This window comes from Pedobacter sp. GQ55 (genome assembly GCF_059758925.1).
The window spans coordinates 147,459-173,330 of record NZ_JCAXEI010000008.1 but is presented as its reverse complement, the minus strand read 5'-3'; the positions used below and the strand labels follow the sequence as shown (position 1 = coordinate 173,330).

Below are 25,872 nucleotides of genomic sequence, written 5' to 3'. Positions count from 1 at the left end.
CGAGTGTTCCTGACTTTTTATCCAGATAACCATTTTTTGAGGTGGTGTTAAGCAGAATTTTCTTTGTTTTTCATGTTTTTTTGGTTTTGGTATTTGGTTATTTTTTGTCTAGTACCCTAATTTTTTTACCATCTATCTTAAATCTTACTTCATTTGTTAATTCCAGCATTCTGAAAAGTTTTGAAACGTTTGCAAAGCGTGTTGTTACTCCGGCAAATGGTTCATTCTTTAATTTTTCATTTTCGTATTCTATCTCGACATCGTACCACCTGGATACTTTACGCATGATGCTCTCTAATTTTTCGTCGTTGAAACGGAAGTAGCCCTCCTTCCAGGCGATCGTTTCGTCTATATCTGCTGGTTGTATTTTAAGTTTGTTGAAAGAGAGTAAAGACTGCTGCCCGGGTTTCAATACTGCACTTACAAGATCTGCATGGGTATTTTTCTGTGAAGAAGTGGTAAGTGTATTTACTTTAACCGAGCCCTCCAGTAATGTGGTTTTTGTTACGCTTTCATCGGTGTAACTGTTGATGTTGAAGTGGGTACCCAACACGGTTATTTCTTGTTTGAAGGTTGTTACTGTAAAGGGTTTGTCTTTGTTTTTAGCCACCTCAAAATAAGCTTCTCCGGTAAGTTCGATCTTGCGTTTTGGAAGATTATTAAAGGAAAGAGGAAATTTAATAGATGAGGCTGCATTAAGCCAGACTTTGGAGCCGTCAGGCAAGATTATCTGATATTGTCCACCACGAGGGGTTTCAATGGTATTGTATTCAATATTTTCTGTTAGCGTAGCTTGTGTTGAGCCGGTAATTTCATATACTAGTTTTCCGTTTGCTGTTTTCGTAATATTGATTCCTGTTTGCTTAGCAAGGTCACCATTGGCTGCATCTGCAAGCGAGATCTTTGAACCATTGGCTAAGGTTAGGTAGGCTTTGTTTTTACCTGGTGGAATATCTCTTTTAACTACGTTATCCGCAAAGGACTCCTTGTTGTTGTTGTTTTTGTAATAGTAAAATCCGACTCCAAGACAGAAAGCAACTGTTGCCGCTATACTAATTCGCCTCCATATGTGTATTGAACTTTGTTTTTGTCGGTCAGATGCTAATTTTTTGCGAATAGACTCGAGTCTATTGGTAACTTCTTTCTCGGAAAGGTCGTTACTTTCTTTTTGCTCATAGCCAATATACCAGCTTTCAAGCAGGGCCATGTCATCGGGAGTGCTTTCCCCTTCTTTATATCTATCCCAAACTTCTTTTATCTCTTTACTATTCATAACCGGATTGCACAGGCATTTTTAATACAATACAGGTATCAAGGATAAATCGGGTACAGGAATTAAAAAAATATTTTGATCTTATTAAAATGTAAAATACAAAAGCTGCCTATAAGTACTATAAAGCCAATACGCAGGCGGAGAACTTTAAGTGCACGCTTAATTTGCGTTGCCACAGTATGTTCGGATATGCCAAGTAGTTGGGCAATCTCCTTGTTTTTTAAATGTTCTTTTCTGCTTAGCACAAAAATCTCTCGCATTTTTTGTGGGATAGCGCTTATTTCACTTTCAATAAGTTCAGACATCTGACGTTCGCGGATGCGATGATCGGTTTGGATGGTTCCGTTTTCTGCGAAATGTTGAAGAGACACTTCGTAGGTGTTACGTACTTTTTTATGTGAGAAGAGATTAAATATTTTGTTTCTTAAGGTGGTGTAGAGGTAACCAGGCAGATTACCATCTTCGTTTAGTTCCTGTCTGGAATTCCACAGGGTTAAAAATACGTCCTGAAGTAAATCCTGAGCTTCATCCGGGTCTCCAGTTTTTTTATACGCATGATGGTAAAGAATGGTTTTATATCTATCATATATTACTCCGTAAGCCAATTCGTTGCCTTGTTTAAGGAGCGCAACTAGTTGCTTGTTAGTATATTGATTATACTTTTCCATTGATTGTCGTATGTTTTGTATTCCAAAGGAATAGCTTTCAAATGTAGCGGGCTAATGTTAAATATTTATATCGATAAAGTTAAATTCCAGTATTTCTCTGATTTAGGTATTGGGAAACAGGAGGTTTAATTTGGTTTGTTTTAAAGTTATATATTTTGCTTGAAATAGTTGACTAATTGAAGTATAAAGATGCAGCATTCCGTAATACGGAACTCCTAGAAGGTATTTCAAAACGTATAAAAATACTCAAATGGTTGGTTCGAGGACTTTTTGTTTTATTCAAGTTAGTGAACTAATACAGCGTTGATTTGTTGATATAGCGCTTCTTTGTCGCTTGGGCGCAGCGCCTTACTTACAGCGATCTTTCCGTCTTTGTCAAAAATGAAATATTGTGGATAGTATTCAGATTTATCTTGGCTATCTGCCAATAATTCTTTCCATAGTGGAGCTATAGTTTGCCTGTTCTTACGGAAGTGAATGCCTGTTAATTCATTCACTTTAATAAACTCTTTCCAGATGAGATCACGATCTTCCTCATCCATATCCAGATAAAGAAATATAACATCCTTATTTGCAAAAGCAGATTTGAGTTGGGGCATAAACTTAAGCTCCTCTTTGCAGGGGCCACACCATGTGCCCCAAACATCCAGATAAACGACTTTGCCTTTATACTTAGCTATAACATCATAAACTGACTGTATTTTGTGGTAATCCTTTAAAACCACGATATCTGTATTTGATTCGTTCTGAGCAAGCATTTCCTTTAATAAATTTACTTTTTGATTAATCTCCTGATTAAATCTGCTTTGAGGAAACCGCTTTTTAAATACCTCTGAAAGGGCTTCTGTTTGCCTTAGATCTTTATCATAGTATAAGTTAATGATCTGCTGATATGTGTACTGTTCGGTGACCGGTTCAGGAAAGTTCTTGGTACAGCCCACCCACCTCCAATATGGCTTTCCATATTTTTTTACTACGATATTGGCACTATCTAAACTGATCCCAAAGTAGGGGATTGGCTCCGTAGGTTTGATGCTATCTTTCTTAATCTTTAAAAAGGCTTTGGTTTCCAGGTAGCGTAGGTAGTTGTCGGCATAGGAATAATACTGAGGGCCGGCAGGAAGAACTTCAGGTTTAATGATGCTATTATCAAAAACATTAATAATCATGCTGTCAATAGTAGACCTATTATTGAGCTGTGTTCTGGCAAAATCATTTAGATAATTGTAAGCAACATACTTTACTTCTGATGTGATCAGCTTTTTGTTCTTCAATGAAATTTTTGAGGTGTTTATGATGTTTATTTTTTCATCTCGTTTTGCAAAATAAGGTTGGACCAGCCTGGTATTCAATTTGGAAAAGCTAACACCCTGATAAAGCTGCCTGGCCTGTTCTTCCATGAAAACAGGATTTTCCATTATATTGATTTTTTGCAGAAGCTTGTTTTCTGACAAAGCTGTACCTGATAAGAGCTCTAGTTTTCTATCATTTTCATTTATACTAACTGTTAAGGTTTTATTCTTGGTGATCAGAAGCAAGTAAAACTCTCTTTGAAAGATCAAACTGACAAAATTTTGTACTTCAGTAGATAAGGTGATATTGAATGTGCCGTTTTTAGCTATAGGAATGGATATAGAGTTCTCTTTATGAAAACCGTAGATCAATGGGGTGTTGACAACTAAATCTTCCTTACCGGAGTAATTTGTGATCTCTCCTCGGAGGTTAAACTGGGCTGAAGCCTGTGTAATAACAAACATTAAGCAGAATAGGGCAATATTTTTTTCCATATAAGATCGTTTTCTAACACACAATTATAACCTTTACACGAACTGATTTATTAAAATGTGATGAACAGCGGTAAAAATGTGATGAATCAGGAAATTCACTTAATGAATGAACTCACTGTCGTTTCCTTTTCAGATCCTTGACGATGTATTCAACCCATTGCTTTCCTGGTATTTTGAGTTTAACATCAGGACTAAGACCAACCTCATCAATTGGATTTTTATCGGTCCAGCCCGATTTTGAAACGGGCATCATTAGAATTAGCTCTTTACACGGAAGTGGGGTTGTTGAAGTCGGGCCCTCGTAATCCATCATTCCTACGCTATTTGAACCGTATCTTGTGGTCTTTTTGCTTTGTTTCATCAATTGAAAAAAGTATTCTGTAGAACTTCCGGAAAGCTCGTCAGTTATTAGCGCCACTCTGGAGGGACTTCCGAGAACAGAATCAACTGGAATAGTTAATCCAGGAACCTCATAAAAGGTGCTTTTAGCGGTTGGAAGCTCTTCGTAGATTTTTTTAAGCATGCTTATATATTCATTGGGATAATATTTCTTTGCATCCTCGGGCAAAGGATTTTTTACAAGATATTCAAGCTCTGATCTTTTAATCTGAACATTGTCTTTTGAAATGCGGAGTAAGGGATCGTCCTGTTTAATAGGGTTGGTCATTACATAAGGTAATAGAAAACTCCAGCCGGAATTGCCTCCTCCATTTCCACGGAGATCGATGATCAGGTATTTACTATTTCTAATAGCCTTGTCGTTTGTTGCAACCAATTTCTCAATCTTACTGTCGTTGTTAAAGAAGGTTGGAATTTTGATGTAGCTGGTTTCTTTATCTAACTGATTAAAATTTAATCCATTGTTATTGTTTTTCCATGTGTTTAACTCGCTTTTTTCGCTAGCACTCATTTCTTTTGGTGAAATCCTTCCAAAAAGTGAAAAATTCCACAATTGCAGTAAGCCGCTTCTTTGCTGAGCATAAAAATCTATACTGTTAAATACATTGTATTGTTGTAACAGATAACCCTTTTTGTGGGGCTTTAGCGTAAAATAAACCAATCCTTTTGGAAGCTTTTCATCCTTTGCCTTAAGGATAATAGCTTTGTATACGTTGCCTGGAAATTTCTTTATCCCTAGGGTAACTGAGCTGTCTGGATTAGTCCATATGCCTTCAACGCTATTGCCGGGTTTCAGGGTTTTGAAGTAAGATTCATCAATGGCTTCTGTCTCATTGTCGGAATCATTTTTATTCAGGTAGGTTAATGAAAAGTGTTTATCCTTAAAAAATCTTATATAGTCTTTTATGACGTAGAAACATTTTTTTGCATTGCTTTCATTCCCTGCTTTTGTGCGTAGATTGGTTACCAGATTATCATAATCGGGTTTTGTCTTTGCGTTGATCTTTGTTGGGAAGCCCGCATAGTTTATTTCAGTTTTAACAATGGTTTCATTTAAGTTGTCCAGACAGTTGCAAGATAGCTGTTGTGCCACTATTAGATAAGGGAATGCAAGGATAATAAGGAGGGCGCTCAATTTTTTCATTACAGTAATTTGGTCGAGGATTAATATATTAAAGTTATCAGGTTTTAGTTTTTATTACAAGTCTTAAATTAGATAAAACGCGTAAGATTATTATCTCAAAAAATTGTCACCAGAATAGAAATGATGTAAATTGCGCAAAAATTAATTATGAGCGCAATAAACGTTATTCCTGAATACAAGGATTTTAGTGAGTTTTATATTCAAGCAGTTCTTCCTTACAAAGAATTAAACCCGACTCATATTAGGTTGGATGGAAAAATGCTAGGGAGTACAAGAAACGTTTCCGCTTATTTTTGGTATTTAGATAAAAAATGGAAAGTTGGTGCCGATACACACATAGATCGACTAAAGCGGGCTTTTGAAGCATGTGAAGCAAGTGACGAGCCATTCGTAATAAAGCAGACTAGAGATAAAAAGGGAGAGTATTTAGAGATTAAAGGACAGCCTATTAGAGATAAGAAGTTCTATGTTTATAAAGCGGGATAGAAAGTAATCGTTATAGCTAAAGGCCATATCTACTGATTAAGATTAAATCTATTCGATGGTGATCTTTCTTATCTTATTACCAGTTTTCTTTTCAAAGTTATAAGTGGTGACATAAAGATTCCCGTCACGATCTATAGTGATTCCTGTGGGGCCATCAAATGAGGCACTTAAACCTATGCCGTCAACATCTTTAGGTTGACCGTTACCAGCAATTTTGACTATTCGTCCGTTCTTTTCGATTATTTTAATGCAATTGTTAACATGATCTGCATTATAAAAATTTCCCTTAGAATCTATTGCGACTTCCCATCCTCCTAGATTCTGACTTTTAATCTCCGCTTTTATGGCGCCAGTTTTTTCTATTTTATAAATGCCAGATGATGCTGAACTTATATCATAAGCTGCAACATACAGTGTATTGTTTTTATCGAAAAGAATGCTTCGTGGCGTCACTAGTCCTTGGGCAAGAATTAGCGAGTCTTTTCCGTCAGTACTAAGTTTCATTACCGTGCCCTTGGTATTGTTAGTTATGTATAGAAATCCATCATTTCCCATAACTATTCCAGTGGTAGGCATTGTCCCGTTATAAATTACTGTAGATTCCTTTTTGGCATCTATTTTTAAAATATGATTATTAAAATCTGTTACATATAAATCTTGCTGATTATTTCCAAGAGTTATATTGTAGGGAGAATAAAAATTCTTTCTATTTACTATAGAAGGAATTTGAATACTTGAAACAGATCGGTCGCCGGCAGAGATTTTTCTAATAAGTCTGTTATAACTGTCTGCTACGAAAAGATCCCCATCATTATTTACAGTTATGCCCCAAGGACAGTTGAAGCTTGAGGATAAGCCTGCACCATCAGCATTTCCTATTTCGCCACTACCCGCAATTGTAGTTACCGTTGCTTTGTATTTATAGGAGAAATTAGGGCCAGAATATTGTTTTCCACCTACGCTAACGCTTACAGAACCTGAGCCTAACATTCTAGGAATAGTTACTTTTAATGTGTTATTATCAACCTTAACAGCTGCTAATTTTTTATCATTTATTGTTACCTCAGGGTTTGAACCGAAATTCTTTCCGGTTATAATAATAGAATCATTATAACCAGCTTCTGTGGGACTTATTGATGTCAAAGATGTTTGAGCTGAGTTATCATCTTTCTTGCATGAAATTAAGATTAGACTAGCGTAGAACAAGATGAGGAGCTTGTGCAGGCGTAATTTGAGATGCGTTTTCATAGAATTGATTTTTACTAAAGATAGCATTTTAAATGATAATTATTATAAAACAAGATATCTATTAGATGTACGCGTAATTTTTCCATTATAATTACTAAGTTTACTTCGAAATGACCTTAATAGTAACCTAAACTTAGTGATTGTGGGCATAACGCTTACTAATTCGCAATCTGCTTTAATATTCTTTTGGCCGGGAGCCACATTAACCCAATATTTTTATGCTTAAAACTAAATACTTTAAAATTTACCTTGCTGTATTCTCAACAGTTTGCACTTCTGTTGTATTTTATGCCTGCAAAACGGTAGTGCCTAAAACGCCTGCTGCTACGGCTTCTAGTGTTGCTATACCCGCAAAACCTGCCCGTATCCTGGTGTTTTCAAAAACCAAGGGCTTTTATCATGGTTCTATTCCAGCTGGTATTGCTGCTATACAAAAGCTTGGAAAAGAGAATAATTTTATTGTAGACACAACTAAGAATTCAGCCTATTTTGTTCAGGATAGTTTAAAAAACTATAGCGCTGTAATCTTTTTAAGCACCACTATGAATGTATTAAATGCCGATGAGCAGGTAGCTTTTGAAAGCTATATTCAATCTGGTGGTGGTTACGCCGGAGTTCATGCTGCTGCGGATACGGAATACGATTGGCCTTGGTATAATAAGCTTGTTGGAGCTTATTTTAAAAGCCACCCGGGTAATCCTAATGTGCGTAAGGCAACTATTGATGTGATTGACACGACCCATATATCTACTAAAGGCCTCCCAAAAAGATGGGACCGTACAGATGAATGGTATAACTATAAGAGCATACAAGACGATATAAAGGTTCTTGCTAAATTAGATGAAGATAGCTACGAAGGGGGAGAAAATGGAGAGAACCATCCTATTGCCTGGTACCATGAATTTGATGGTGGCCGTGCTTTTTATACAGGCGGAGGACATACCGACGAAAGCTTTAGCGAACCGTTATTTTTAAGTCACCTCCTTGGGGGTATTAAGTATGCCATTGGTACCAATGTTACATTGGATTATTCAAAAGCATATGCAGTTAAAAAGCCAGAGGATAACCGTTTTACTAAAACAGTTTTATCTAATGATTTAAATGAGCCTATGGAGTTATCTGTAGCCCCTGACGGCAGGGTGTTTTTTATTGAGCGTGCCGGCAATTTTTACGTATACAACCCTGCCGATGGTAAAACTACATTGGTTTACAAATTTCCAGTAAAAGCTGTAGATAAATACCTTAATGGTTTGTTGGGGATGACTATTGACCCTGATTTTGCAACAAATAACTATTTGTATTTCTTTTACACTGCTTCTACGGGTGATAAGTACAAACAACATATTTCTCGCTTTAAAATTAGTAAGGAAAATGAGCTTGATCTTAAATCTGAGCAGGTGATTATAGAAGTTCCAATTGATCTTGAAGTAAGTGCCCATACAGGGGGTTCTTTAGCCTGGGATAAGTACAAGAATCTATATATTTCAACCGGGGATAATACTGTGCCTTTTGAATCGGATGGTTTTGCTCCTATTGATAGAAGGGATAATCGCTTAACGTTTGATGCAGAAAGATCAGCCGGAAATACAAACGACTTGCGTGGCAAGATCCTGCGGATTCATCCTGAGGCAGATGGAAGTTACACTATTCCTGAGGGAAATTTATTTGCTAAAGGAACACCAAAAACACGTCCTGAAATTTATGTAATGGGTTGTCGTAACCCTTATAGGATGTCTGTAGATCCTGAAACTTCTATCGTGTATTGGGGAGAGGTTGGGCCGGATTCTGGTACTGATGGACTACAGGGCCCACGTGGATACGATGAATTTAATCAGGCAAAAAAAGCTGGAAATTATGGCTGGCCATATTTTGTTGGAGATAATAAAGCTTATAAAGAGTATGATTTTGCAACCAAAAAAGTAGGAGCTTTCTTTGATGTAAACGGCCCTGCAAACAATTCTCCATATAGTACTGGGGCACAAATATTGCCGCCGGCTCAAAAAGCTATGGTGTGGTACCCTTATAACAGATCAGAAGAATTTCCAGCTCTGGGACAAGGCGGGAGATGTGCTATGGGTGGCCCTGTATATCATTATAATGCAGCGCTTAAATCTGACACAAAGTTCCCTGAGTATTATGATAAGGCACTTTTTATGTACGATTGGATGAGGAATTGGGTGTTTGCAGTGCGTTTGGATGAGAATCAAAACTATGTACGCATGGAGCCTTTTATGGAAACCAATGGCGATTTTAGACGTCCAATTGATATAGAGGTTGGACCAGAAGGATCATTTTATATGTTGGAATACGGATCGGTATATGGGATAGATAACGTTGATGCCCGTTTGGTTCGTATTGATTACAATGGCGGAAACCGTGCCCCGTTTGCTAAAATTGAAACAAAAGATACTATTGGAATTGCTCCATACAAAGTTGCTTTTACCTCGAAGAGTTATGATAATGACGATGATGATAAACTGTCTTACGAGTGGAGCTTTGAAGGAAGCAAGATCGCATCAACAGAACAAAATGTTAACTATACATTTCAAAAAAATGGCATATACAACGCTATTTTAAAAGTAACTGATGCAGCAGGTAAAAGCGGGTTGGATACGGTTGTGATTAAGGTAGGTAATACGATGCCTCAGGTGGCCATAAATACAACCAGTAATAGTTCTTTCTTTTTCCCTAAGGCAACTAACTTTAATTATAAAGTTGATGTAAAGGATAATGAGGATAAGGCTATAGATGCAAAAAAAGTAAAGGTGAACCTTGATTTTATTGCAAAGGTAGAAAGTAACCAGGCATTGGTAGGTCATCAGGAGATTACACCAACATACAATTTTGGTAAATCTTTAGTTGCTAAAAGCGACTGTAAAGCCTGCCACCAAATAAATGGTAAATCAGTGGGCCCTTCATTTATGCAGGTTGCACAGCGTTATACGGGTAACAAAGATGCTGTAAGTCGCTTGGCTAAGAAGATCATTGTTGGAGGTGGCGGTGTTTGGGGAGAACATGCAATGAGTGCACACCCCCAGATTTCTAATGATGATGCAACTGAGATTGTTAAATATATTTTAAGCTTAAGCGCAAAAAAAACTAATGCTGCGTTGCCACAACAAGGAGCCGTTGCTTTAAAACAGCATTTAGCGAATAAAGATCAGGGTAGATACATTTTCTCTGCGTCGTATACTGACAAAGGTGGAGCGATAACTCCTTTAACAAAAAAGGAAACGATTGTGCTGCGTCCGGCAAAAGTACAGGCAGAAGATGCAGATGTTTTTAATAACGTCGATAAAAATGACAGGTATGTCGGTAGCATTCATAACAAGTCTTATATCGTGTTTAAAAATATTGACCTTAAGAATATTGGCAAAATTACCTACTATTATGCTTCAGCAAATCATAGTGGAACTATAGAGCTGCATATTGATTCTCCAAAAGGAGAAGTAATTAGTACGGTTAATTTTACCTCAACAGGTAATTGGGAAAAGTATACTGAGTTGAGCACTTCAATAAAAAATCCAGGTGGCAAACATGATCTTTATTTCGTGTTTTTAAAGAATACCCCACCAAATAGGGATTTAATAAGTGTAGACTGGATCAATTTTGAATAAGTATTTATGGTAAAGTATTTTGTCTTTTTATCGCTGGTATTTTTGGTTCCGTATTGTAATGCGCAACAGGTGATTCCATTATATCCAGATAAAGTGCCAAATTCCAGATCTGTAACAAATGATGAGCAGAGGGTTGCTAATCCAGGCGTAGATAGTCTTACGTCTAACGTCTCTGTTCCTACCCTTTCTGTTTATTTGCCTCCAAAGGGCTTGGCAAATGGAACTTCTGTTATCATTTGTCCTGGTGGGGGATACCATGTGCTACTTACAAAAAGAGAAGGCAGTGACGCAGCCAGAGCGTTTGCGAAAATGGGGGTAACAGCTTTTGTATTAAAGTATAGGCTGCCGAACGATAGAACAATGTTGGATAAGTCTATCGGGCCTCTGCAAGATGCCCAACAGGCAATTAAGATAGTGAGGCAGAGGGCTAAAGAATGGAACATTAACCCCAAAAAGATAGGTATTCTGGGTTTTTCTGCCGGAGGCCACCTTGCCTCAACTGCCGGAACACATTTTAACACCCCGGTTATAGAAAATGTGGAAGAAATTAGTGTTAGGCCAGATTTTATGCTGCTTATAAATCCGGTGATTTCTTTTACCGACAAGATTGGTCATATTGGATCCAGAGACAATCTTCTTGGGCCATCTCCAACAGAAGATAAGATAAGGCTTTACTCTAATGAGTTACAGGTAACAGAAGAAACGCCGCCAACGATTTTAATTCATTCGGATGCTGACAGGGTTGTACCTGTAGCTAATAGTGTTGAATTTTACAGCGCGCTTAAAGAAAACAAGGTATCTGCAGAATTGCATATTTATGCAAAAGGAGAGCATGGTTTTTTGACTGCTCCTTCTTTTGATGAATGGTTTGGACGATGCATTTTCTGGATGAAAAGCATGTCTTTGATCTGATAGTAAAATAAAAAAGAATATTAGGATATATTTGCTGTATGTCATCACATCATATCATTCGGGAAAAACAAGAGCCGGCACTATATATCCACTATTTAGGGGCCTTTAATGAAGAATATTTAGGTCAGCTGCTGGAATGGAGCCCAACTTTAATAGTTAGTGCTGCGGTTTATGAGAAGGTCATCAGTCTTGGATTAAAAGTGGATATTGTGGTCAATTCAAATGATCAGGATTTTCAGGAAAATACCAAAGTAATTCATGCTAAATCAGAAGCATTAGATGCTGTTTTAGACTATTTGATTGCTGAAAAATATCCTGCAGTAAATGTTATTGATTCAAAAAGCGACTTAAGAGAACTGGGAAGTTATATTGATGCGATAAACATTGTGGTCTTTACTGAAACTGAAAAATCTTACGCGATTAAATCGGGATTTAAAGTATGGAAACCTAAAGGCAGTATTTTTAATATTGAAGTTGTTTCTTATTTTGAAACAAGTAATTTAAAGCAAACAGAAAATAATGCTTTTGAGGTAATTAATGACGGATTTGTTGAGTTCATATTCAACGTACCATATCTGTTTATTAGTGAGGTATTATAATTAGATAAAGAAGTTTTTATGATAATTTTAAGGAAAGCAAAAGAAGAGGATATTGCTACTATTCAGGACCTGGCAGATAGGACATGGCGAATTACGTATACTGAATATCTTTCAACTGAACAGATTGACTATATGTTAGAGAAGATGTATAACCGGGGAGAGTTGCTTTCGCAATTGGAGAAGGGACATACTTTTTTGATAGCCGAGGAAGATGATGAAGACCTGGGTTTTGCAGGGTTTTCGGTAATAGATCCTGAAAAGCATTCCTATAAATTACATAAATTGTATGTTTTGCCTCAAACGCACGGGAGGGGTGTAGGTAAGTTATTGATAAACGAAGTTTTTAACCTGGTAAAAAGGGCGGGGGGTAAATCCCTTCAGTTAAATGTTAATAAGAACAATAAGGCCAAAGACTTTTATGAAAGAGCAGGTTTTATAATAAAAGAAACCGTTGTCCTTGATATCGGAAACGGTTTCGTTATGGATGACTATGTCATGGAAAAACCCATCTTAGAGGCCTAGTTGTTTTCCAGTTTAGGAATTCTTGTTGGCGTATCAATACCTTTTATAATGCTTATTGCACTCTTGGCAATACCTTTAATGGTCGACAATATATTGTCTGCATCAAGGGTGCTGTATTCGTCTTTTACGGTGTGATAAAACTTATCGGTATCTATTTGATCTGTGCTTATCGTATGTGCCGGAACGCCAAGGGCGGCTAATGTTGCATTGTCGCTTCTATAGAATAGGTTTTGTTGTAGATAAGGGTCAGGGTGAAAAGTAAATTCTGTTCCTTTTAAGTTTTTCTGTAAAATCTGGCCAAAATCAGATTTATCGTAGCCTGTTATAAAGGCTGTGTTTTTACCAAACTTACTGTCTTTACCAATCATTTCTATATTAAACATGGCTACAACATCATCCGGATTTAATTTTTCCGAAAAGTGTCTGGCACCAAAACCTCCAATCTCTTCTGCTGTAAAGGCTACAAATATTAAGGTGCGCTCATTATTGTTTAACTTTTTGTAGTACTTGGCTAAAGCAATCATTGCTGTTGTGCCTGATGCATCATCATCTGCACCGTTTGCAATACTGTCTTGTCCATCAGCTTTAATAATACCAAGGTGGTCATAATGACCCGAAAAGATTACTAATTCTTTGGCTTTTGATTTGCCGGGAATCATGCCCGCAACATTGAATAAAGGCATTTTTGCGAAAGAATTTTTCAAGTTTACTTTAAAACCGCTTGCTACGGTGTTCTTATCAAGGACAAAAACAAGAGCAGTTGACTTGGCATTTAAATCTTTTTCGTCCAATATGCTACCCTTGTCAAGGTACCCTTTGATTCTGTTAAAGGCATCTGCAAATTTTGCATCAACCAATATCAACTGCTTCTTCCCGCTTCTGCTAATTGGCCTGAACTGATCCATAAAGGGTTTAGAGGGGTCTAATTTTATCCATCCATCGCTGTTGGTGTTGTCAAAAGTTAGGGTTTCTGAGGTATTCCCAAATACCAATATGTTTGCCGGATCAATCGTTGCGCCGTCAATTGTAACAGAGGTAGCCTCGGGTTTCAATTGATATTTGAAGAAGGATTGGCGATAACCATTTTCTCCTTCAAGGTGTTTTAGTCCGATACTTTTAAACTCAGATTCAATAAAAGTTGCAGCTTTGTCTATGCCTGGTGTAAATGTTCCCCTGCCCTGCATGTCATCACTGCTAAGGGTTTTGATTAGTCTGTCAACATAATCTTTTGTAATTATTTTATTGATGTCCTGTGCGTTTGCCTGTTGTGCAATTAGAAGCACAAAAAAGAAGTAAAGAGCTTTTCTCATATATGTTAGTTAGAATTCAATGCGTTTTTTCTTTTGTTTATCTCTGTTGAAACACGTGTGTCATGAACGCCATCGATAACAGTTATCTCATAGTCTTTGTCTTTATCAGATTCGTACATCTGGGCAGTTTCTATATTTTCTACAGATCTGTCATATGGTCCTCTACTGCTCATCAATTTAACAAAAACAGGTAAGCATTCAAAGAAAATAAATAACAAGCCAATAAACGTTATCGCGAGTGAAGTATTTACATCTTTTTTACCATTTGGACCAATACTTAACTGACCTAAGGCAGAGTTCCTGTCGGCAAAGCCTGCAATACTGGTTAAGCTATCCAGTTGTTTGCTGGTATATAGTTTCTCACTCATCAGGCCATCAAACTGCTTTCGACCATCTACAAAATCCTCAAGTGTTCTAACGCCCGCTGAAAGTGTGTCCAAATCTTGTTCCCGCTGTTTCAATTCTGCTTCTTTTCTTTTGGCGTATGGTCCATACCCCATAATTCCGGAAGTTTCAGTTGTTTTGTTCCCAAAAATTTCGAAGTTTAGCTTTTGTCGGTCTGTCTTTATTGCGCTCTCCATGGAGTCGCGCTGAGCCTTAGTTTCTTTCAGTTTAGCCAGTTCGATTTTATACTTGTTGCCAAAGGCTACGTTCAACGTGTCGATTTTAGACCGTTGATTGTTTAAATAAGTCACCTTTAAACGTTCTTTGATCTCCTTGTCGAATATTTTTAATTCCAGTGGGCGGGATATAACAATCCCGATCATGATGGCCAATAGAATACGTGGAGTGGCTTGTAATAGCTGTTTGCCGGTGGAAGCACTTTTATTAATGCTTGACACGATATAACGATCCATATTGAAAATAGCGAGTCCCCATATTAACCCGAAAAGAAAGGCAAAAGGGAGTGCCGTTGAATCGCCTTTAAAAACGAAATACATGGCATACCCACCAGAAAGTGCGGCAAACAATCCGGTAAAGAAAATGGTGGCTCCGATGCCCACATATTTATTCTGCTCCGTAGGATGTTTTTCCAGGGTAGCAATGTGTACTCCTGAACAAAACCAAAAGAAACGTGATATTGAATTCATGATGTTACAACCAAAGTTAGCAAAGACTTACTATTAAACGCCTGACACACTTAGTTGTTACAGTTATTCACTTTTTTGTAATGTTTCCCGCCACAATTATGGATACTTGCGTAACTTTATCTAAGTTTGAAAAAATCGAAATAATATGATTAAGGAAATAACGGTTGAGGAGCTTAAAGCAAAGATTGATAATAACGAAGATTTTCAATTGATCGATGTTAGGGAGCCATTTGAGTATGAAACATCAAACCTTAACGGGTTGAATATCCCTTTGGGAGGTATTTTAATTGAAGCAGATAAAGTAGCTACTGATAAACCAGTAATTATGCAGTGCAGAAGTGGTAAAAGAAGTGCTGCGGCTGTAACGCAATTGGAGCAACAACTTGGTTTAACCAATTTGTACAACCTTAAAGGAGGCATTCTGGCATGGCAAGAGGCGTTTGATCCTGATATGCCTGTTTACTAGGATATGGGTAAGAAAATCGCTTTAAACGTTTTTTATAATCTGGGGGTTATCCTGTCGGGTTATGGGATATTTTGGGCTTTTAAAAATGAGAAATATCTATTCGTGGCACTTTTTGTGGTTACTGCGGGGTTTTTTCTATATCAAAAGCTTCAGCTCATAAAAGAGATGAGAAGTAATCTTAAGAAGTAACAAAAAGATCTTCGGGAATACCTTCCAGGCCAAGACCTGGAAGGTATTTTAATAAATATTTACCAGCTACCATTTCCGGAGCTTTAAAAGGATTGTTTTTGGTTAGCCATGGACCATCCAGATCTGCCCAGTCGCATAAAGGAGCAAGGGCAACTCCTGCCTGCGTGGCGCAAGATGTTTCGCTCATGCAACCAATCAGGATTTTCATTCCAAAAGAACGTGCCTTAAGGATCATTTGATGGGCCTCGTACATACCTGCACTTTTCATCAGTTTTATGTTTATGCCATGATAAGCACCTTTTAATCCGTCCATGTCTGATAAACGTTGTACTGCTTCGTCGGCTAGTATGGGGATAGGACTTCTGCCTGTTAGCCAGGCATTTCCCTCCAGGTTGGTTTTGTCCATTGGCTGTTCTATCAGCAAAGCCCCTTTGTCATGCAGCCAATAAATCATATCTATAGCTTCAGTTTTGTCTTTCCAACCTTGATTAGCATCAATATACAGGGGTAAATTACTTACGCTTCTAATGGTATTGATAAGCTCTTTGTCGTTGTCTCTGCCCAGTTTTATTTTTAGCACTTTAAATCCTTCGGCATCTGCAACTTTTTCCCTTAAAACATCCGGAGTATCTATGCCAATGGTATAAGACGTTAGCGGCATTTTTAGCGGATTTGCACCGTAAATCTCATAACATGGTTTGTTTAAAATTTTTCCATTTATGTCATTCAACGCAATATCTATAGCGGCTTTTATAGCAGGGTGACCGCTTTCAATTTTGTCCAGATATTCTATTATTTCACTGAAATTAAAAGGATAGGTGAATCTTTTCCAATCCACTTTGTTTAAAAAGGCAGTCGCACTTTCTACACTTTCGCCCATGTAAGGAACCATTGATGCTTCACCATACCCATCAATTCCTTCGTGTCTAAGCTTTATCAGCATAACCGGAGTGCTTGTTCTTGAGAATTTAGCTATAGAGAATGGATGTTTTAATTCCAGTTGATATGGTTTGGCGTTTACCTGCATGAGCTAAAAAAGCTTTAAGTAATATCAAAGTTAAAAAAATAGGAGCTGCTGCTAATGTAAAAATAATATGCCTAATATTGCGCCTTGTATGAATAGCACAATATATCAACCGTTTAAAAACTTCGATTTTAAGTATAAAAACTGCTTTCTTAGTGGAGATACATTTTCTACGCCTGTAACAGAGATTGGTATTTTGCCAGAGTGGCTTTTAAAAGTGGCCAACTTTAGCGGAGAGGAGCAGATTAAACTGCTTGATGAGAGTATTCGTTCATACAATAGCTTAAAAGTTCCATGTAATACGGAAGTGTTAACTCATTTCATTGAGCCCCTGGAAGAGAAGATCTCTAATGCTTTTCTAAAGGGATATCAGGCTGTTTCTAAGCTTGAAGAGGTTGAGCTGTTTAGGTGGATTGGGAAGTTCATGTATAGCCTTATTTATGTAGAAATGCATGCTGCTGTTCGTCAGCAACAATTAAGTGCTGATGGAGTAAATATGTCGCAGGGACTGATGCATAAATTCGGCAATTTACATACCATGATTCAGGGAATTTATACTGATGTGGTATTTGAAGATTTTACACCCTGGTCCATTGTCGTAGTTCCACTGGAGCAGCAGGATACAGCCTTTAGTTTTAGGGATGAAATCAATACAATGACTTTTTCTTTGAAATTGAAGGACTTTGGTATTGTTGCCTGTCTGCAGGATAATGGAACGAATAAAAAATACCATCAGGAATTGCTGGATCAGATTGGAAATGCGGCGTTATCACCCCAACAATTTGAAGAGCTTTGTGCAAGATTTTTTTATTCGGCATATTTATTTAACAGGTTGCCGGAATATGCAATATTACCAGTTGAAGGTTCTATTTATATTGATGCGATGCCATTAAGGGGGACTTTGAATAAAGCTCTTTTTGATCATTGGCAACACAAAACCTATGCTCAGGTATTACAGGATTTTTGGAAGCCATGGGATCACACACTTTTCGAAATCATTAAAGACCCAACAAATCCAATCAGCTATTTTAATCCATCTAGCTTACCATCTGCTACTTAACCTATTTTTGCCATTAGCTGACTTAAGAAGTGAGGGATTGCTCCTGGAACAATTAGCACGGTAACAATTAAACCTGCAAGTGCGCCAAAAAAGTGTGCATCGTGGTTTATGTTGTCTCTAGATTGTCTGGATGCATACACGCAATACAACAGGTATAATGGGCCAAATATGATCGCCCATATTGGAATAGGAAGAGGAAATATGATCATAGAAGAAAACGGTTGAAATAGAATGTAGCTAAACAATACAGCGCTTATTGCTCCTGATGCGCCCAAACTATTGTACCACATGTCGTTTTTATGTTTTATGACAGATGGTATGTCGCTTAAAATTAGACCCATAAAATAGACTACACCAAATTGCCATGAACCTATCATTGCCTCGAGTTGAAAAGCAAAGAAAAAGAAGGTCATCATATTAAAAATCAAGTGCATCCAATCGGCATGAATTAATCCACTTGTTACAAGGGTATAAACCTTATGCTTGCGCGACACACTATACGGGTGTAACATAAACTTACCGAATAACCCAGGGTCATTAAATGCGTATATACTTGTTATAATAGTAAAAACAAAAATTATTGAGGCTACTGGTGTATGCTGAAGGTATTCCATTCTTATTTAAGGATTAATTTAGTGTCGTTTACCAGACGGGCTATGGGGTATCGGGAGTGAGTTTTTTCGTAATAATCAGAATTTTTATAGACAAAGTCAAGCTGTGCCTCAGCTTTTTTACCTAAACTGCTGTCTTTAGCCTTTTGAGCCTCAAGTTTTTTCTTTAGCTCGGGATTTTGCTTTAATAGTTCGGCTGCAGTATCCTCAAAAATGTAAGCACTGAAATGCTCTTTCATTCCTAGTATAGCATCAAAGAAATTCCAGTTAAAGAAGGAATCCATTGCTTGGGGTTCGAGTGTTTCAATGATATATCTGTTAACGGGCTGGTTTGTATAAACCACATAGTCGCCTTCATAAAACTGCAAGGTCTGTTTTATAGGGTTGACCTTTACATTAGAATGCAGGTAGTGCCCTTCAAATGGACTATTTACTGTTTTGTAGTCGGTGATGTAGTACGACTCAATATCGATTTGAGTATCTTTCTGCAGTTGCTGTACTTTTACATTGTTAAGCTTCAGAAGGCCAATTATTTTGTCCCAGGCCTTTGGGATAACGTACGCAAGCGGCTTTGTAACGGTAACAGACGGCTGATAAGTATTCCAGTACTTTATGGTTTTCGTGTAAGGCTCATTTCTGTCATAATACAGCCGATCTAATCCGCTTACCACACTTGGTTTTTGTTTTGCCGTATACCCTTTAAACTCCAGATCTTCTGCCAGATTTTCATTGAGTTTCCATTCTATAGGAAAGGCTGTTTGTTTTGCAGTTTCCTCATCTGCTTTTTGTTTATTCTCCCCAATTACTTTTGCATCCCGGACTACTACGTCGATATAGATCTGCAAAAGCCGATATGTTGCATCAACCCTATTATGATAATCTTTCAGCATATGTGTTTCTGGCATAAAGCCAATTGTATTGTGCAGTGTTGTGTATCCGGTAGAATACCTGGCCGATTCTAAAAAACCTGTAATCCCGGCGTCTGGTGTTTCTTCAACAGAATTTACATAAGGGATCATCTCATAACCAGCTTTTTTCATTCCTGCATATAGAGATGGTAGCATGGTTTTAGTCATGTATCCGGATAGGATAGGGTTTAACTTGTCTTTATGTGTTGGAATCAGGGTCATTACATATTGGTAGTCTGCACCATTACTGGTGTGTGTATCTACGAATATTTCCGGTTGCCAGCGATTAAAGATTTCCTGAAAGGAGTAAGAATTTTTAGAATCAGTCTTTATGAAATCCCTGTTCAGGTCGTAATTTTTACTATTTCCCCTAAAGCCATAAGCCGCAGGGCCATTTTGGTTTGCTCTGGATGTACCTGTTCGGTTAAAGCTGCCATCTATATTATAAATAGGGATGATACAGATCACCAAGTCTTTAGGTAATAAATCTCGTTTCAATAAATCTCTGGCCAGCATCATGCTGGCATCTATACCTTCGGGCTCTCCTGGGTGTATGCCATTGTTTATTAGCAAAATACGCTTGTTGCTTTTTCTTATGGCAATAGGGTCAAATATTTTGTCTTTTGATAAAACCAAAAGGTGCAGAGGCTTACCAAAGTCAGTGTTCCCATAACTCAGCAACTTTGCCTGTTCGTATGTCTTATCTAATTGTTCATAGTGCTTAATGGCTTCATAATAAGTTGTAGTTTCTTTTTTGCCACTTAATTCGTATGGCGTTAATTGTGCTGATGTATCCATAGCGATTAATAAAAGTAAGATGATGAGGTAGGGCTTCATTAGCGTTGGTGATGCCGGTTTAATACAGTGTTTTTGTAGAAAGTCCCATTGGCCCAAATTGATACCTGATCCCAATAGAAAAGTAAGTGTAAATGTCTGTATGGGAAGCTTCTTCTCTTCCATCTATCCCTCCATCAAGGCTAATGGTACTTTGATAGTTTGCATTGATCCCATATCTATAGTAGCCGGCCTTATTAGGGAAATAATAAGTGTATCCAATATTAAGAGGTATAATGATGTCTTTTGTTTTCGGCGTTTCGGCGCCGCTTATGTTATTTAATATCCCTCCCAGACCAACGCCCATATATAACCCTTTTATAGTGTTAGAAAAAGCATTTCTTTTATAATCAATTAAAGCGCCCAAGTAGAGTTTCGTATTAATTGTTAATGATTTGTAAGCGTTAACAAATTGTGGTGCCCCAAAGGCAGGATCTCTGCTTTCACCTTTAATCCGGCCTATCTGCCCTTCTCCGCCAAGACTAATGAAAGGAGTGAAAAAGAATTCACCGACACCGTAAATAGACTTTCCAAACTGGTGCTTTTCATAGTCTGTAAATGATTGGGTAAGACCGCCACCACCACCCAGACTAAGTTTGTAAAAGTTAGATTGCGCTGTAGCTGTTAAACAAAGTAAAAGAGCCAGGAGTGAGGTAAATATTGTTTTCAAAGTTTCTTGTTTAAGTTTCGAACCTATTTAGTAATCTTATATATAACTTTGTTTTTTTCTATATGAATATGCTAAAATATCAAAATAATAACAAAACACTTCAAGGTAGGTTCACAAAGTACGTTCAAATTGATACACAATCAGACCCGTTATCTGAAACCACTCCATCAACAGCCAAACAAAAGGACCTGGGAAAGGTTCTTGTTGCAGAACTTTTGGAAATGGGAATTATAGATGCGCATCTTGACGATTTTGGTTATGTATACGCAACGATACCTGCTACTACAGAAAAAGAGGTTCCTGTAATTTGTTTTTGTTCGCACATGGATACTTCTCCTGATTGCAGCGGGAAAAATGTGAAACCCATTATTCATTCCAATTATCAAGGACAGGATCTGATACTTCCTGATGATGAATCTATCATTTTAAAAATGGAAGAACATCCAGATTTAAAAGATCAGATAGGGAATGATATTATTACTGCAAGCGGAACGACACTTCTTGGAGCGGACAACAAGGCCGGACTTGCCGAGATCATGGAAGCTGCTTCCTTTTTAATATCGCATCCTGAAATTAAACACGGAAAAATCAGAATCCTGTTTACACCTGATGAAGAGATTGGCCGCGGGGTGGATGAAGCAGATTTGAAAAAGCTTGGTGCTGATTTTGCGTATACAATTGATGGCGAAACTTTAGGCTCAATAGAAGATGAAACATTTTCTGCGGACGGAGCCGTACTAACCATAAACGGTGTGAGTACGCATCCAGGCTTTGCGAAAGGGAAAATGGAAAGCGCCATAAAGATCTTATCTGACGTAATTAGTGCGTTACCTGCAGATTGTCTTTCTCCTGAGTCGACAGAGCTTAAAGAAGGGTTTATCCATCCAGTTACTTTTGGTGGAAGTGTAGAGCGGGCCGAGGCACGTTTTATTCTTCGCGCTTTTAATGATGAAGAATTAAGTGCTAATGGAGAATTATTGGACGCCACAGTTCAAAATATTATTGAAGATTTTCCAAACGCTACCTATGAGCTAAAAATAACCCCTCAGTACCGTAATATGAAACAGGTATTGGATCAATATCCTCAGGTAATTGAATACGGTATTGAAGCTATTAAAAGAGCGGGAATTGTGCCTAAGCAACAAAGTATCAGAGGTGGTACTGATGGTTCACGACTTTCATTTATGGGCTTGCCTTGTCCTAATATTTTTGCCGGAGAGCATGCTTTTCATGGCAAACAAGAGTGGGCATCGGTACAAGACATGGAAAAAGCAGTTCAAACCATTGTAAATATTGCCTCCATTTGGGAAGAAAAAGCTTAGGCTAATGCGGTAAACGGGTTTTTAATAATCCGTAAACAAAGGTGCCCAATAGTGAGCCAATTATTACTACGATCATCACCAGGTAGCCTTGTCCGAGCAGCACAAAAACTGGGCCCGGACAAGCGCCGGTAAGTGCCCATCCCAATCCAAAAATGGTGCCGCCAAATAAGTATCGGCGCCATGATTTTTCCTTATCTGTAAATGAAATTGGCTTTCCTTCAACATCACGGGATTTCATTTTTTTCATTAGCCAAACCGCAATTACGCCTGTAATTACAGCGGTACTCATAATGCCAAACATATGGAATGATTGGAACCGGAACATTTCCTGAATGCGATACCAGGAAATGGCTTCTGATTTACTCATAATAATGCCAAACAGCGTGCCGGCAAGGATGTATTTAACTGATTTCATCATGAGTTAAGGATTAAAATAGAAGTGGAAAAATTAAGTGAGTCATCACCAGGCCGCCAATAAAGAAGCCGATGACCGCAATAAGAGAAGGAATTTGCAGGTTAGACAAGCCGCTAATGGCATGCCCCGATGTACAGCCGCCTGCATAACGTGTTCCAAAACCAATTAAAAAACCGCCTCCAAGAAAAATCAGCAGTCCTTTTCCTGTTGCCAGAAAATCCCAGTTAAATAATTGTGAAGGCACTATATTTCCGTCAAACTGAATATTAAGCTTTTGAAGATCCTGAATTGTTGCCTGCGATAAATTTAAAGGAACATCTGACTGAAGCCAGTTCGCAGAAATGAAACCGCCAATTACGGAGCCAATCAGGAAAAGTAAGTTCCATCGCTGTGCTTTCCAGTCAAAATTAAAAAAACTCACCCATTTGCCTGCTCCAAGCATGCTGCACATGGTACGCAGGTTTGATGAAAAGCCAAAGGATTTGCCAAAAAAGATCAGAATTACCATTATAAAACTGATGGCCAGGCCTGATGTATACCATGGCCATGGTTGTTTAATAAGTTCAAACATAATGTTTATTCGTTTGATGTTAACCGTGCTAAATATTGATCGTGATCGTCTTCAAAAATTATTTCGGCATCCCAGCCCGATTGCTGAGCAATATCTTTAAGTGTCTTTTGGTCTACATATACCCATTTAAACCAATTGCCTTTAATGCTTTTATATTCGTATCTGAAACTCACCTCTCCATAATAGCCGTTAAGAGGAAAGGGTATTTCCTGATAGAGATAGGATAGGTCGGAACTATCAAATACCAGTTGGCCGCCGGGGTTTAGTAAGTGTTTAACGTGCTTTAAAAAAGCTTTCAGTCCTGCAATTGACCCTGTAAGGCCAATGCCATTCATCATAAAGAGGAGCGTGTCGTAAGTATCTTCTTTATAGGTAAGTATGTTTCCTTCGATGGCCTGTTTTAACCCGCGTTGTTTCATAATGGTAACGGCAGGAGCAGAAATATCCATCCCGGTTACATTTAGCCCGCGTTTTTGCAAAATGAGGGCATGACTTCCCACGCCAGCACCAACATCAAGTACTTTTCCATTACACAGTGCTAAAGCCTTAAGCTCCAATTCTGGCATTTCATCTTCACCTCTAAAGTAAACATCTACCGGCATCTCCTCCGGTTCATCATAGGAATTATGCACCCATAAAGTTTCAGCGGGTGGTTTTGTAAATTGATCTTTTAAAGCTTCACCGAAAACATCCATAAAGGCAAAGATAAAAACCTTTGCCTGTTATAATTGAAACTCCTGATGATATTCGGGAATGTTTACACTTTTAAAGCCATTGCCGATTATGCGTTGCGCAAATTTTTGCTGTACTTCATATTCCCCATGAACAAGAAATAGCTGTTTAACTTTTGATGGGTCTTGTACCGATAAAAATTGTAATAGATCTTCATAATCACCGTGTGCACTCATGGATTTTATAGAGCGGACTTCGGCTTGCACATCATACTCCTGACCAAATAGCCACACTCTTTTTTGTCCGGCAATTAATCTTCCGGCTAAAGAATTAGCCGTTGCATAACCGACCATTAAAATGGTGTTTTTCCGATCGCTGACGTTGTTTCTAATGTGATGTCTGATCCTGCCGCCCTCTGCCATTCCGGATGAGGATATAATTACGCAAGGGCGATCATCACCATTCAGCGCTTTCGACTCTTCAACACTCTCTATAAATTTTAAACCTTTGAAATCGAAGATATCATGATCTATTTTGAAAACCTCTTTAACGCCATTGTTGTATACTTCAGGATGGTCTTTTAACACCTGGGTTGCTTCAAGTGAAAGGGGGCTGTCTACATAATATCGAACATCTGGTAATTGATTTTTAAGCTCGAGTCCGTTTAGTGCATAAAGTAGTTCCTGAGTACGACCTACACTAAAAGCCGGTATAATTACTTTTCCTTTTTTAACCTCGCATGTATTCTTGATAATTTGCAATAACATGTTCTCTATTGGCTCCAGGTCTACATGTAGGGAATCGCCGTATGTAGATTCCATGATGATATAATCGGCCTGAGGAAATGTTTGTGGGCTTTTTAGCAGCAAATCACCATAGCGGCCTACGTCTCCGCTAAACGTGATATGCGTTATCTTACCATCTTCAGTTATTTTTAGATGTACAGCTGCGCTGCCAACAATGTGTCCTGCATCGGTAAAGCGCAGGGTTATGTTAAGGTCTATCTCAAAATCCTGATCATATGGAACCGTTTTAAACAGACTAAGCGTTTTGTTAACATCCCTATCTGTGTACAGCGGCATTTCCTGATCTTCTACGCGCTTAATTTTCCTGTTTGCATATTCTGCATCCTGCATTTGTATTTTTGCCGAATCCAGTAATAAGATCCTGGCCAGATCACGCGTTGCAGGGGTGCAATATATAGGACCATTAAAACCTTCCGAAACCAACTTTGGTAGCAATCCGCAATGGTCTATGTGTGCATGAGATAAAATCAGGTAGGTGACCTTTGCAGGATCAAAGCCGAAGGATTCATTTAAGCCCTCTGTAATGTCGCCCATGCCTTGAAAAAGGCCGCAGTCCAATAAAATTTGAGTCTTGTTATTTAGGGTAATAAGGTGTTTACTACCAGTTACAGCACGTGCTGCACCATGAAAAGCAATCTTCATTCAGAATATATTATGCTCTTACTTTTGAAATAGTATCCTTCACCTTATCTGAAACATCTGCAAGTTTGTCTTTAGAAGAATCTAATAAATCGCAGAACCAATCGGTTACTTTGCCTTTCATTTCACCATCTTTATCTGATGATAGTATTACTGCTATTGCTGTGCCAAGAGCTACTCCTGCCAATATACCTGCAATTATTTTAGTTTCTTTCTTCATAATGATATTCTTTTATGAAAGTTAAACAAAAATAGAGCCGAATGGTTCTCTTGTTTTACATTTTTCTTAATCTATGGGCTGCGGTCCCTGCAATTGAATCAGTATCTTTAGCAGATGTTAAGATCCATATCTTATATAAATATTGTGTTAGCTATTGTATACTTTTTGTTCTACTTGCTAAACAGCGCATCTTATACAATGCTTGGGATTTTCATATTAATTGCTTTTAGCGCATTCACCATCAGGAATGCCGAGAAGGAAATAAAACCCAATGTGATACATCTTATATTAGGACTGCCAGTGTTGGTGTTTGCTGGTTTTTTGGCAGTATGGACCTACAATGTAATCGCGTCTTCATTTGAACATGACTATTTTGGGAATAGCTGGCTATACATTGTCATTAGTGCCT

The 25,872-nt window shown here is 38.0% G+C and carries 25 protein-coding genes; 9 read left to right on the top strand and 16 right to left on the bottom strand.

All coding sequences use genetic code 11. The annotated features are described in order from the left end of the window. Positions 1-97: 97 nt before the first annotated feature. The 4 genes from AC6CH7_RS19915 to AC6CH7_RS19900 all read right to left on the bottom strand — a co-directional run bounded on the left by AC6CH7_RS19915 (position 98) and on the right by AC6CH7_RS19900 (position 5,271). Positions 98-1,273 carry a FecR family protein gene (locus AC6CH7_RS19915; RefSeq protein ID WP_498264380.1) on the bottom strand — a complete coding sequence of 392 codons (1,176 nt, stop codon included), beginning with the start codon at positions 1,271-1,273 and terminating at the stop codon, positions 98-100. A gap of 62 nt (positions 1,274-1,335) precedes the next feature. Continuing rightward, positions 1,336-1,941, bottom strand: coding sequence for an RNA polymerase sigma factor (locus AC6CH7_RS19910; RefSeq protein ID WP_498264379.1), 606 nt, complete (start codon positions 1,939-1,941; stop codon positions 1,336-1,338). Between the two features lie 284 nt (positions 1,942-2,225). After that, on the bottom strand, positions 2,226-3,728 hold the full coding sequence (locus tag AC6CH7_RS19905; RefSeq protein WP_498264378.1) for a TlpA family protein disulfide reductase: 1,503 nt from the start codon (positions 3,726-3,728) through the stop codon (positions 2,226-2,228). A 112-nt stretch (positions 3,729-3,840) separates the two neighbouring features. After that, entirely contained in the window at positions 3,841-5,271 is a 1,431-nt protein-coding gene (locus AC6CH7_RS19900) for a S41 family peptidase (RefSeq protein ID WP_498264377.1), read from the bottom strand. Between the two features lie 147 nt (positions 5,272-5,418). On the opposite strand from AC6CH7_RS19900, the gene AC6CH7_RS19895 reads away from it, so the two are divergent. Beyond that, positions 5,419-5,757, top strand: a complete 339-nt coding sequence (locus AC6CH7_RS19895) for a hypothetical protein (RefSeq protein WP_498264376.1) — start codon at positions 5,419-5,421, stop codon at positions 5,755-5,757. A gap of 48 nt (positions 5,758-5,805) precedes the next feature. Here the strand turns inward: AC6CH7_RS19895 and AC6CH7_RS19890 are convergent, their stop codons facing one another. After that, positions 5,806-7,005, bottom strand: a complete 1,200-nt coding sequence (locus AC6CH7_RS19890) for an IPT/TIG domain-containing protein (protein WP_498264375.1) — start codon at positions 7,003-7,005, stop codon at positions 5,806-5,808. Between the two features lie 218 nt (positions 7,006-7,223). Here AC6CH7_RS19890 and AC6CH7_RS19885 point away from each other — a divergent pair, with 218 nt between their 5' ends. The 4 genes from AC6CH7_RS19885 to AC6CH7_RS19870 are packed head-to-tail and all read left to right on the top strand — an operon-like array spanning position 7,224 to position 12,655. Beyond that, positions 7,224-10,622 carry a ThuA domain-containing protein gene (locus tag AC6CH7_RS19885; protein ID WP_498264374.1) on the top strand — a complete coding sequence of 1,133 codons (3,399 nt, stop codon included), beginning with the start codon at positions 7,224-7,226 and terminating at the stop codon, positions 10,620-10,622. A 6-nt stretch (positions 10,623-10,628) separates the two neighbouring features. After that, on the top strand, positions 10,629-11,534 hold the full coding sequence (locus AC6CH7_RS19880) for an alpha/beta hydrolase (RefSeq protein ID WP_498264373.1): 906 nt from the start codon (positions 10,629-10,631) through the stop codon (positions 11,532-11,534). A gap of 38 nt (positions 11,535-11,572) precedes the next feature. Then, positions 11,573-12,133, top strand: coding sequence for a thiamine pyrophosphokinase (locus tag AC6CH7_RS19875; RefSeq protein ID WP_498264372.1), 561 nt, complete (start codon positions 11,573-11,575; stop codon positions 12,131-12,133). Between the two features lie 18 nt (positions 12,134-12,151). After that, positions 12,152-12,655, top strand: coding sequence for a GNAT family N-acetyltransferase (locus tag AC6CH7_RS19870; protein WP_498264371.1), 504 nt, complete (start codon positions 12,152-12,154; stop codon positions 12,653-12,655). On the opposite strand, the gene AC6CH7_RS19865 is transcribed toward AC6CH7_RS19870, so the two are convergent. Together AC6CH7_RS19865 and AC6CH7_RS19860 are read right to left on the bottom strand one after the other, a co-directional pair. After that, on the bottom strand, positions 12,652-13,965 hold the full coding sequence (locus AC6CH7_RS19865; RefSeq protein WP_498264370.1) for a M20/M25/M40 family metallo-hydrolase: 1,314 nt from the start codon (positions 13,963-13,965) through the stop codon (positions 12,652-12,654). The two genes, AC6CH7_RS19870 and AC6CH7_RS19865, sit on opposite strands and share 4 nt — an antisense overlap. 5 nt (positions 13,966-13,970) lie before the next feature. Then, positions 13,971-15,056, bottom strand: a complete 1,086-nt coding sequence (locus AC6CH7_RS19860; protein WP_498264369.1) for a DUF4407 domain-containing protein — start codon at positions 15,054-15,056, stop codon at positions 13,971-13,973. Between the two features lie 148 nt (positions 15,057-15,204). On the opposite strand from AC6CH7_RS19860, the gene AC6CH7_RS19855 reads away from it, so the two are divergent. After that, complete coding sequence (locus AC6CH7_RS19855; protein WP_498264460.1) at positions 15,205-15,522, top strand: rhodanese-like domain-containing protein; 318 nt, start codon at positions 15,205-15,207, stop codon at positions 15,520-15,522. Between the two features lie 3 nt (positions 15,523-15,525). Further along, on the top strand, positions 15,526-15,711 hold the full coding sequence (locus AC6CH7_RS19850) for a DUF6358 family protein (protein WP_048907957.1): 186 nt from the start codon (positions 15,526-15,528) through the stop codon (positions 15,709-15,711). Here the strand turns inward: AC6CH7_RS19850 and AC6CH7_RS19845 are convergent. Next, entirely contained in the window at positions 15,701-16,738 is a 1,038-nt protein-coding gene (locus AC6CH7_RS19845; RefSeq protein ID WP_498264368.1) for a dipeptide epimerase, read from the bottom strand. The genes AC6CH7_RS19850 and AC6CH7_RS19845 overlap by 11 nt on opposite strands. 88 nt (positions 16,739-16,826) lie before the next feature. On the opposite strand from AC6CH7_RS19845, the gene AC6CH7_RS19840 reads away from it, so the two are divergent. Then, positions 16,827-17,795: a hypothetical protein gene (locus AC6CH7_RS19840; RefSeq protein ID WP_498264367.1), complete on the top strand. Its 969-nt coding sequence runs from the start codon at positions 16,827-16,829 to the stop codon at positions 17,793-17,795. On the opposite strand, the gene AC6CH7_RS19835 is transcribed toward AC6CH7_RS19840, so the two are convergent. From AC6CH7_RS19835 to AC6CH7_RS19825, 3 genes are read right to left on the bottom strand one after another with little or no spacing between them, the layout of a single operon-like run. After that, positions 17,792-18,409 carry a rhomboid family intramembrane serine protease gene (locus AC6CH7_RS19835; protein WP_048907954.1) on the bottom strand — a complete coding sequence of 206 codons (618 nt, stop codon included), beginning with the start codon at positions 18,407-18,409 and terminating at the stop codon, positions 17,792-17,794. The genes AC6CH7_RS19840 and AC6CH7_RS19835 overlap by 4 nt on opposite strands. 2 nt (positions 18,410-18,411) lie before the next feature. Then, the gene (locus AC6CH7_RS19830; protein WP_498264366.1) at positions 18,412-20,112 is read right to left on the bottom strand and encodes a M14 family metallopeptidase; all 1,701 of its coding nucleotides are present in this window, start codon (positions 20,110-20,112) and stop codon (positions 18,412-18,414) included. Positions 20,113-20,170: 58 nt separating this feature from the next. Beyond that, complete coding sequence (locus tag AC6CH7_RS19825; protein WP_498264365.1) at positions 20,171-20,818, bottom strand: hypothetical protein; 648 nt, start codon at positions 20,816-20,818, stop codon at positions 20,171-20,173. Between the two features lie 68 nt (positions 20,819-20,886). Between AC6CH7_RS19825 and pepT the strand changes: the two genes are divergently transcribed. After that, on the top strand, positions 20,887-22,140 hold the full coding sequence (pepT, locus tag AC6CH7_RS19820) for a peptidase T (protein ID WP_498264459.1): 1,254 nt from the start codon (positions 20,887-20,889) through the stop codon (positions 22,138-22,140). 1 nt (position 22,141) lies between these two features. Here the strand turns inward: pepT and AC6CH7_RS19815 are convergent, their stop codons facing one another. The 5 genes from AC6CH7_RS19815 to AC6CH7_RS19795 are packed head-to-tail and all read right to left on the bottom strand — an operon-like array spanning position 22,142 to position 25,463. Next, positions 22,142-22,558: a DUF6691 family protein gene (locus AC6CH7_RS19815; protein ID WP_498264364.1), complete on the bottom strand. Its 417-nt coding sequence runs from the start codon at positions 22,556-22,558 to the stop codon at positions 22,142-22,144. Positions 22,559-22,568: 10 nt separating this feature from the next. Next, positions 22,569-23,126 carry a YeeE/YedE family protein gene (locus AC6CH7_RS19810; protein WP_498264363.1) on the bottom strand — a complete coding sequence of 186 codons (558 nt, stop codon included), beginning with the start codon at positions 23,124-23,126 and terminating at the stop codon, positions 22,569-22,571. A gap of 5 nt (positions 23,127-23,131) precedes the next feature. After that, a complete protein-coding gene (locus AC6CH7_RS19805) occupies positions 23,132-23,821 on the bottom strand; it encodes a class I SAM-dependent methyltransferase (RefSeq protein WP_498264362.1) in 690 nt (229 codons plus the stop codon). Between the two features lie 27 nt (positions 23,822-23,848). Further along, a complete protein-coding gene (locus AC6CH7_RS19800; RefSeq protein WP_498264361.1) occupies positions 23,849-25,246 on the bottom strand; it encodes an MBL fold metallo-hydrolase in 1,398 nt (465 codons plus the stop codon). A 10-nt stretch (positions 25,247-25,256) separates the two neighbouring features. Beyond that, the gene (locus tag AC6CH7_RS19795; protein ID WP_498264360.1) at positions 25,257-25,463 is read right to left on the bottom strand and encodes a YtxH domain-containing protein; all 207 of its coding nucleotides are present in this window, start codon (positions 25,461-25,463) and stop codon (positions 25,257-25,259) included. Positions 25,464-25,872: the final 409 nt, after the last annotated feature.

Excerpts from the sequence above, each read along its gene's own strand:
- pepT (WP_498264459.1), top strand. The coding sequence starts at position 20,887 with ATGCTAAAATATCAAAATAATAACAAAACACTTCAAGGTAGGTTCACA.
- AC6CH7_RS19905 (WP_498264378.1), bottom strand. The coding sequence starts at position 3,728 with ATGGAAAAAAATATTGCCCTATTCTGCTTAATGTTTGTTATTACACAG.
- AC6CH7_RS19900 (WP_498264377.1), bottom strand. The coding sequence starts at position 5,271 with ATGAAAAAATTGAGCGCCCTCCTTATTATCCTTGCATTCCCTTATCTA.
- AC6CH7_RS19810 (WP_498264363.1), bottom strand. The coding sequence starts at position 23,126 with ATGTTTGAACTTATTAAACAACCATGGCCATGGTATACATCAGGCCTG.
- AC6CH7_RS19860 (WP_498264369.1), bottom strand. The coding sequence starts at position 15,056 with ATGAATTCAATATCACGTTTCTTTTGGTTTTGTTCAGGAGTACACATT.
- AC6CH7_RS19870 (WP_498264371.1), top strand. The coding sequence starts at position 12,152 with ATGATAATTTTAAGGAAAGCAAAAGAAGAGGATATTGCTACTATTCAG.
- AC6CH7_RS19875 (WP_498264372.1), top strand. The coding sequence starts at position 11,573 with ATGTCATCACATCATATCATTCGGGAAAAACAAGAGCCGGCACTATAT.
- AC6CH7_RS19915 (WP_498264380.1), bottom strand. The coding sequence starts at position 1,273 with ATGAATAGTAAAGAGATAAAAGAAGTTTGGGATAGATATAAAGAAGGG.
- AC6CH7_RS19795 (WP_498264360.1), bottom strand. The coding sequence starts at position 25,463 with ATGAAGAAAGAAACTAAAATAATTGCAGGTATATTGGCAGGAGTAGCT.
- AC6CH7_RS19885 (WP_498264374.1), top strand. The coding sequence starts at position 7,224 with ATGCTTAAAACTAAATACTTTAAAATTTACCTTGCTGTATTCTCAACA.
- AC6CH7_RS19835 (WP_048907954.1), bottom strand. The coding sequence starts at position 18,409 with ATGGAATACCTTCAGCATACACCAGTAGCCTCAATAATTTTTGTTTTT.
- AC6CH7_RS19840 (WP_498264367.1), top strand. The coding sequence starts at position 16,827 with ATGAATAGCACAATATATCAACCGTTTAAAAACTTCGATTTTAAGTAT.
- AC6CH7_RS19880 (WP_498264373.1), top strand. The coding sequence starts at position 10,629 with ATGGTAAAGTATTTTGTCTTTTTATCGCTGGTATTTTTGGTTCCGTAT.
- AC6CH7_RS19845 (WP_498264368.1), bottom strand. The coding sequence starts at position 16,738 with ATGCAGGTAAACGCCAAACCATATCAACTGGAATTAAAACATCCATTC.
- AC6CH7_RS19910 (WP_498264379.1), bottom strand. The coding sequence starts at position 1,941 with ATGGAAAAGTATAATCAATATACTAACAAGCAACTAGTTGCGCTCCTT.
- AC6CH7_RS19895 (WP_498264376.1), top strand. The coding sequence starts at position 5,419 with ATGAGCGCAATAAACGTTATTCCTGAATACAAGGATTTTAGTGAGTTT.
- AC6CH7_RS19830 (WP_498264366.1), bottom strand. The coding sequence starts at position 20,112 with ATGGATACATCAGCACAATTAACGCCATACGAATTAAGTGGCAAAAAA.
- AC6CH7_RS19865 (WP_498264370.1), bottom strand. The coding sequence starts at position 13,965 with ATGAGAAAAGCTCTTTACTTCTTTTTTGTGCTTCTAATTGCACAACAG.
- AC6CH7_RS19800 (WP_498264361.1), bottom strand. The coding sequence starts at position 25,246 with ATGAAGATTGCTTTTCATGGTGCAGCACGTGCTGTAACTGGTAGTAAA.
- AC6CH7_RS19850 (WP_048907957.1), top strand. The coding sequence starts at position 15,526 with ATGGGTAAGAAAATCGCTTTAAACGTTTTTTATAATCTGGGGGTTATC.
- AC6CH7_RS19890 (WP_498264375.1), bottom strand. The coding sequence starts at position 7,005 with ATGAAAACGCATCTCAAATTACGCCTGCACAAGCTCCTCATCTTGTTC.
- AC6CH7_RS19805 (WP_498264362.1), bottom strand. The coding sequence starts at position 23,821 with ATGGATGTTTTCGGTGAAGCTTTAAAAGATCAATTTACAAAACCACCC.
- AC6CH7_RS19815 (WP_498264364.1), bottom strand. The coding sequence starts at position 22,558 with ATGATGAAATCAGTTAAATACATCCTTGCCGGCACGCTGTTTGGCATT.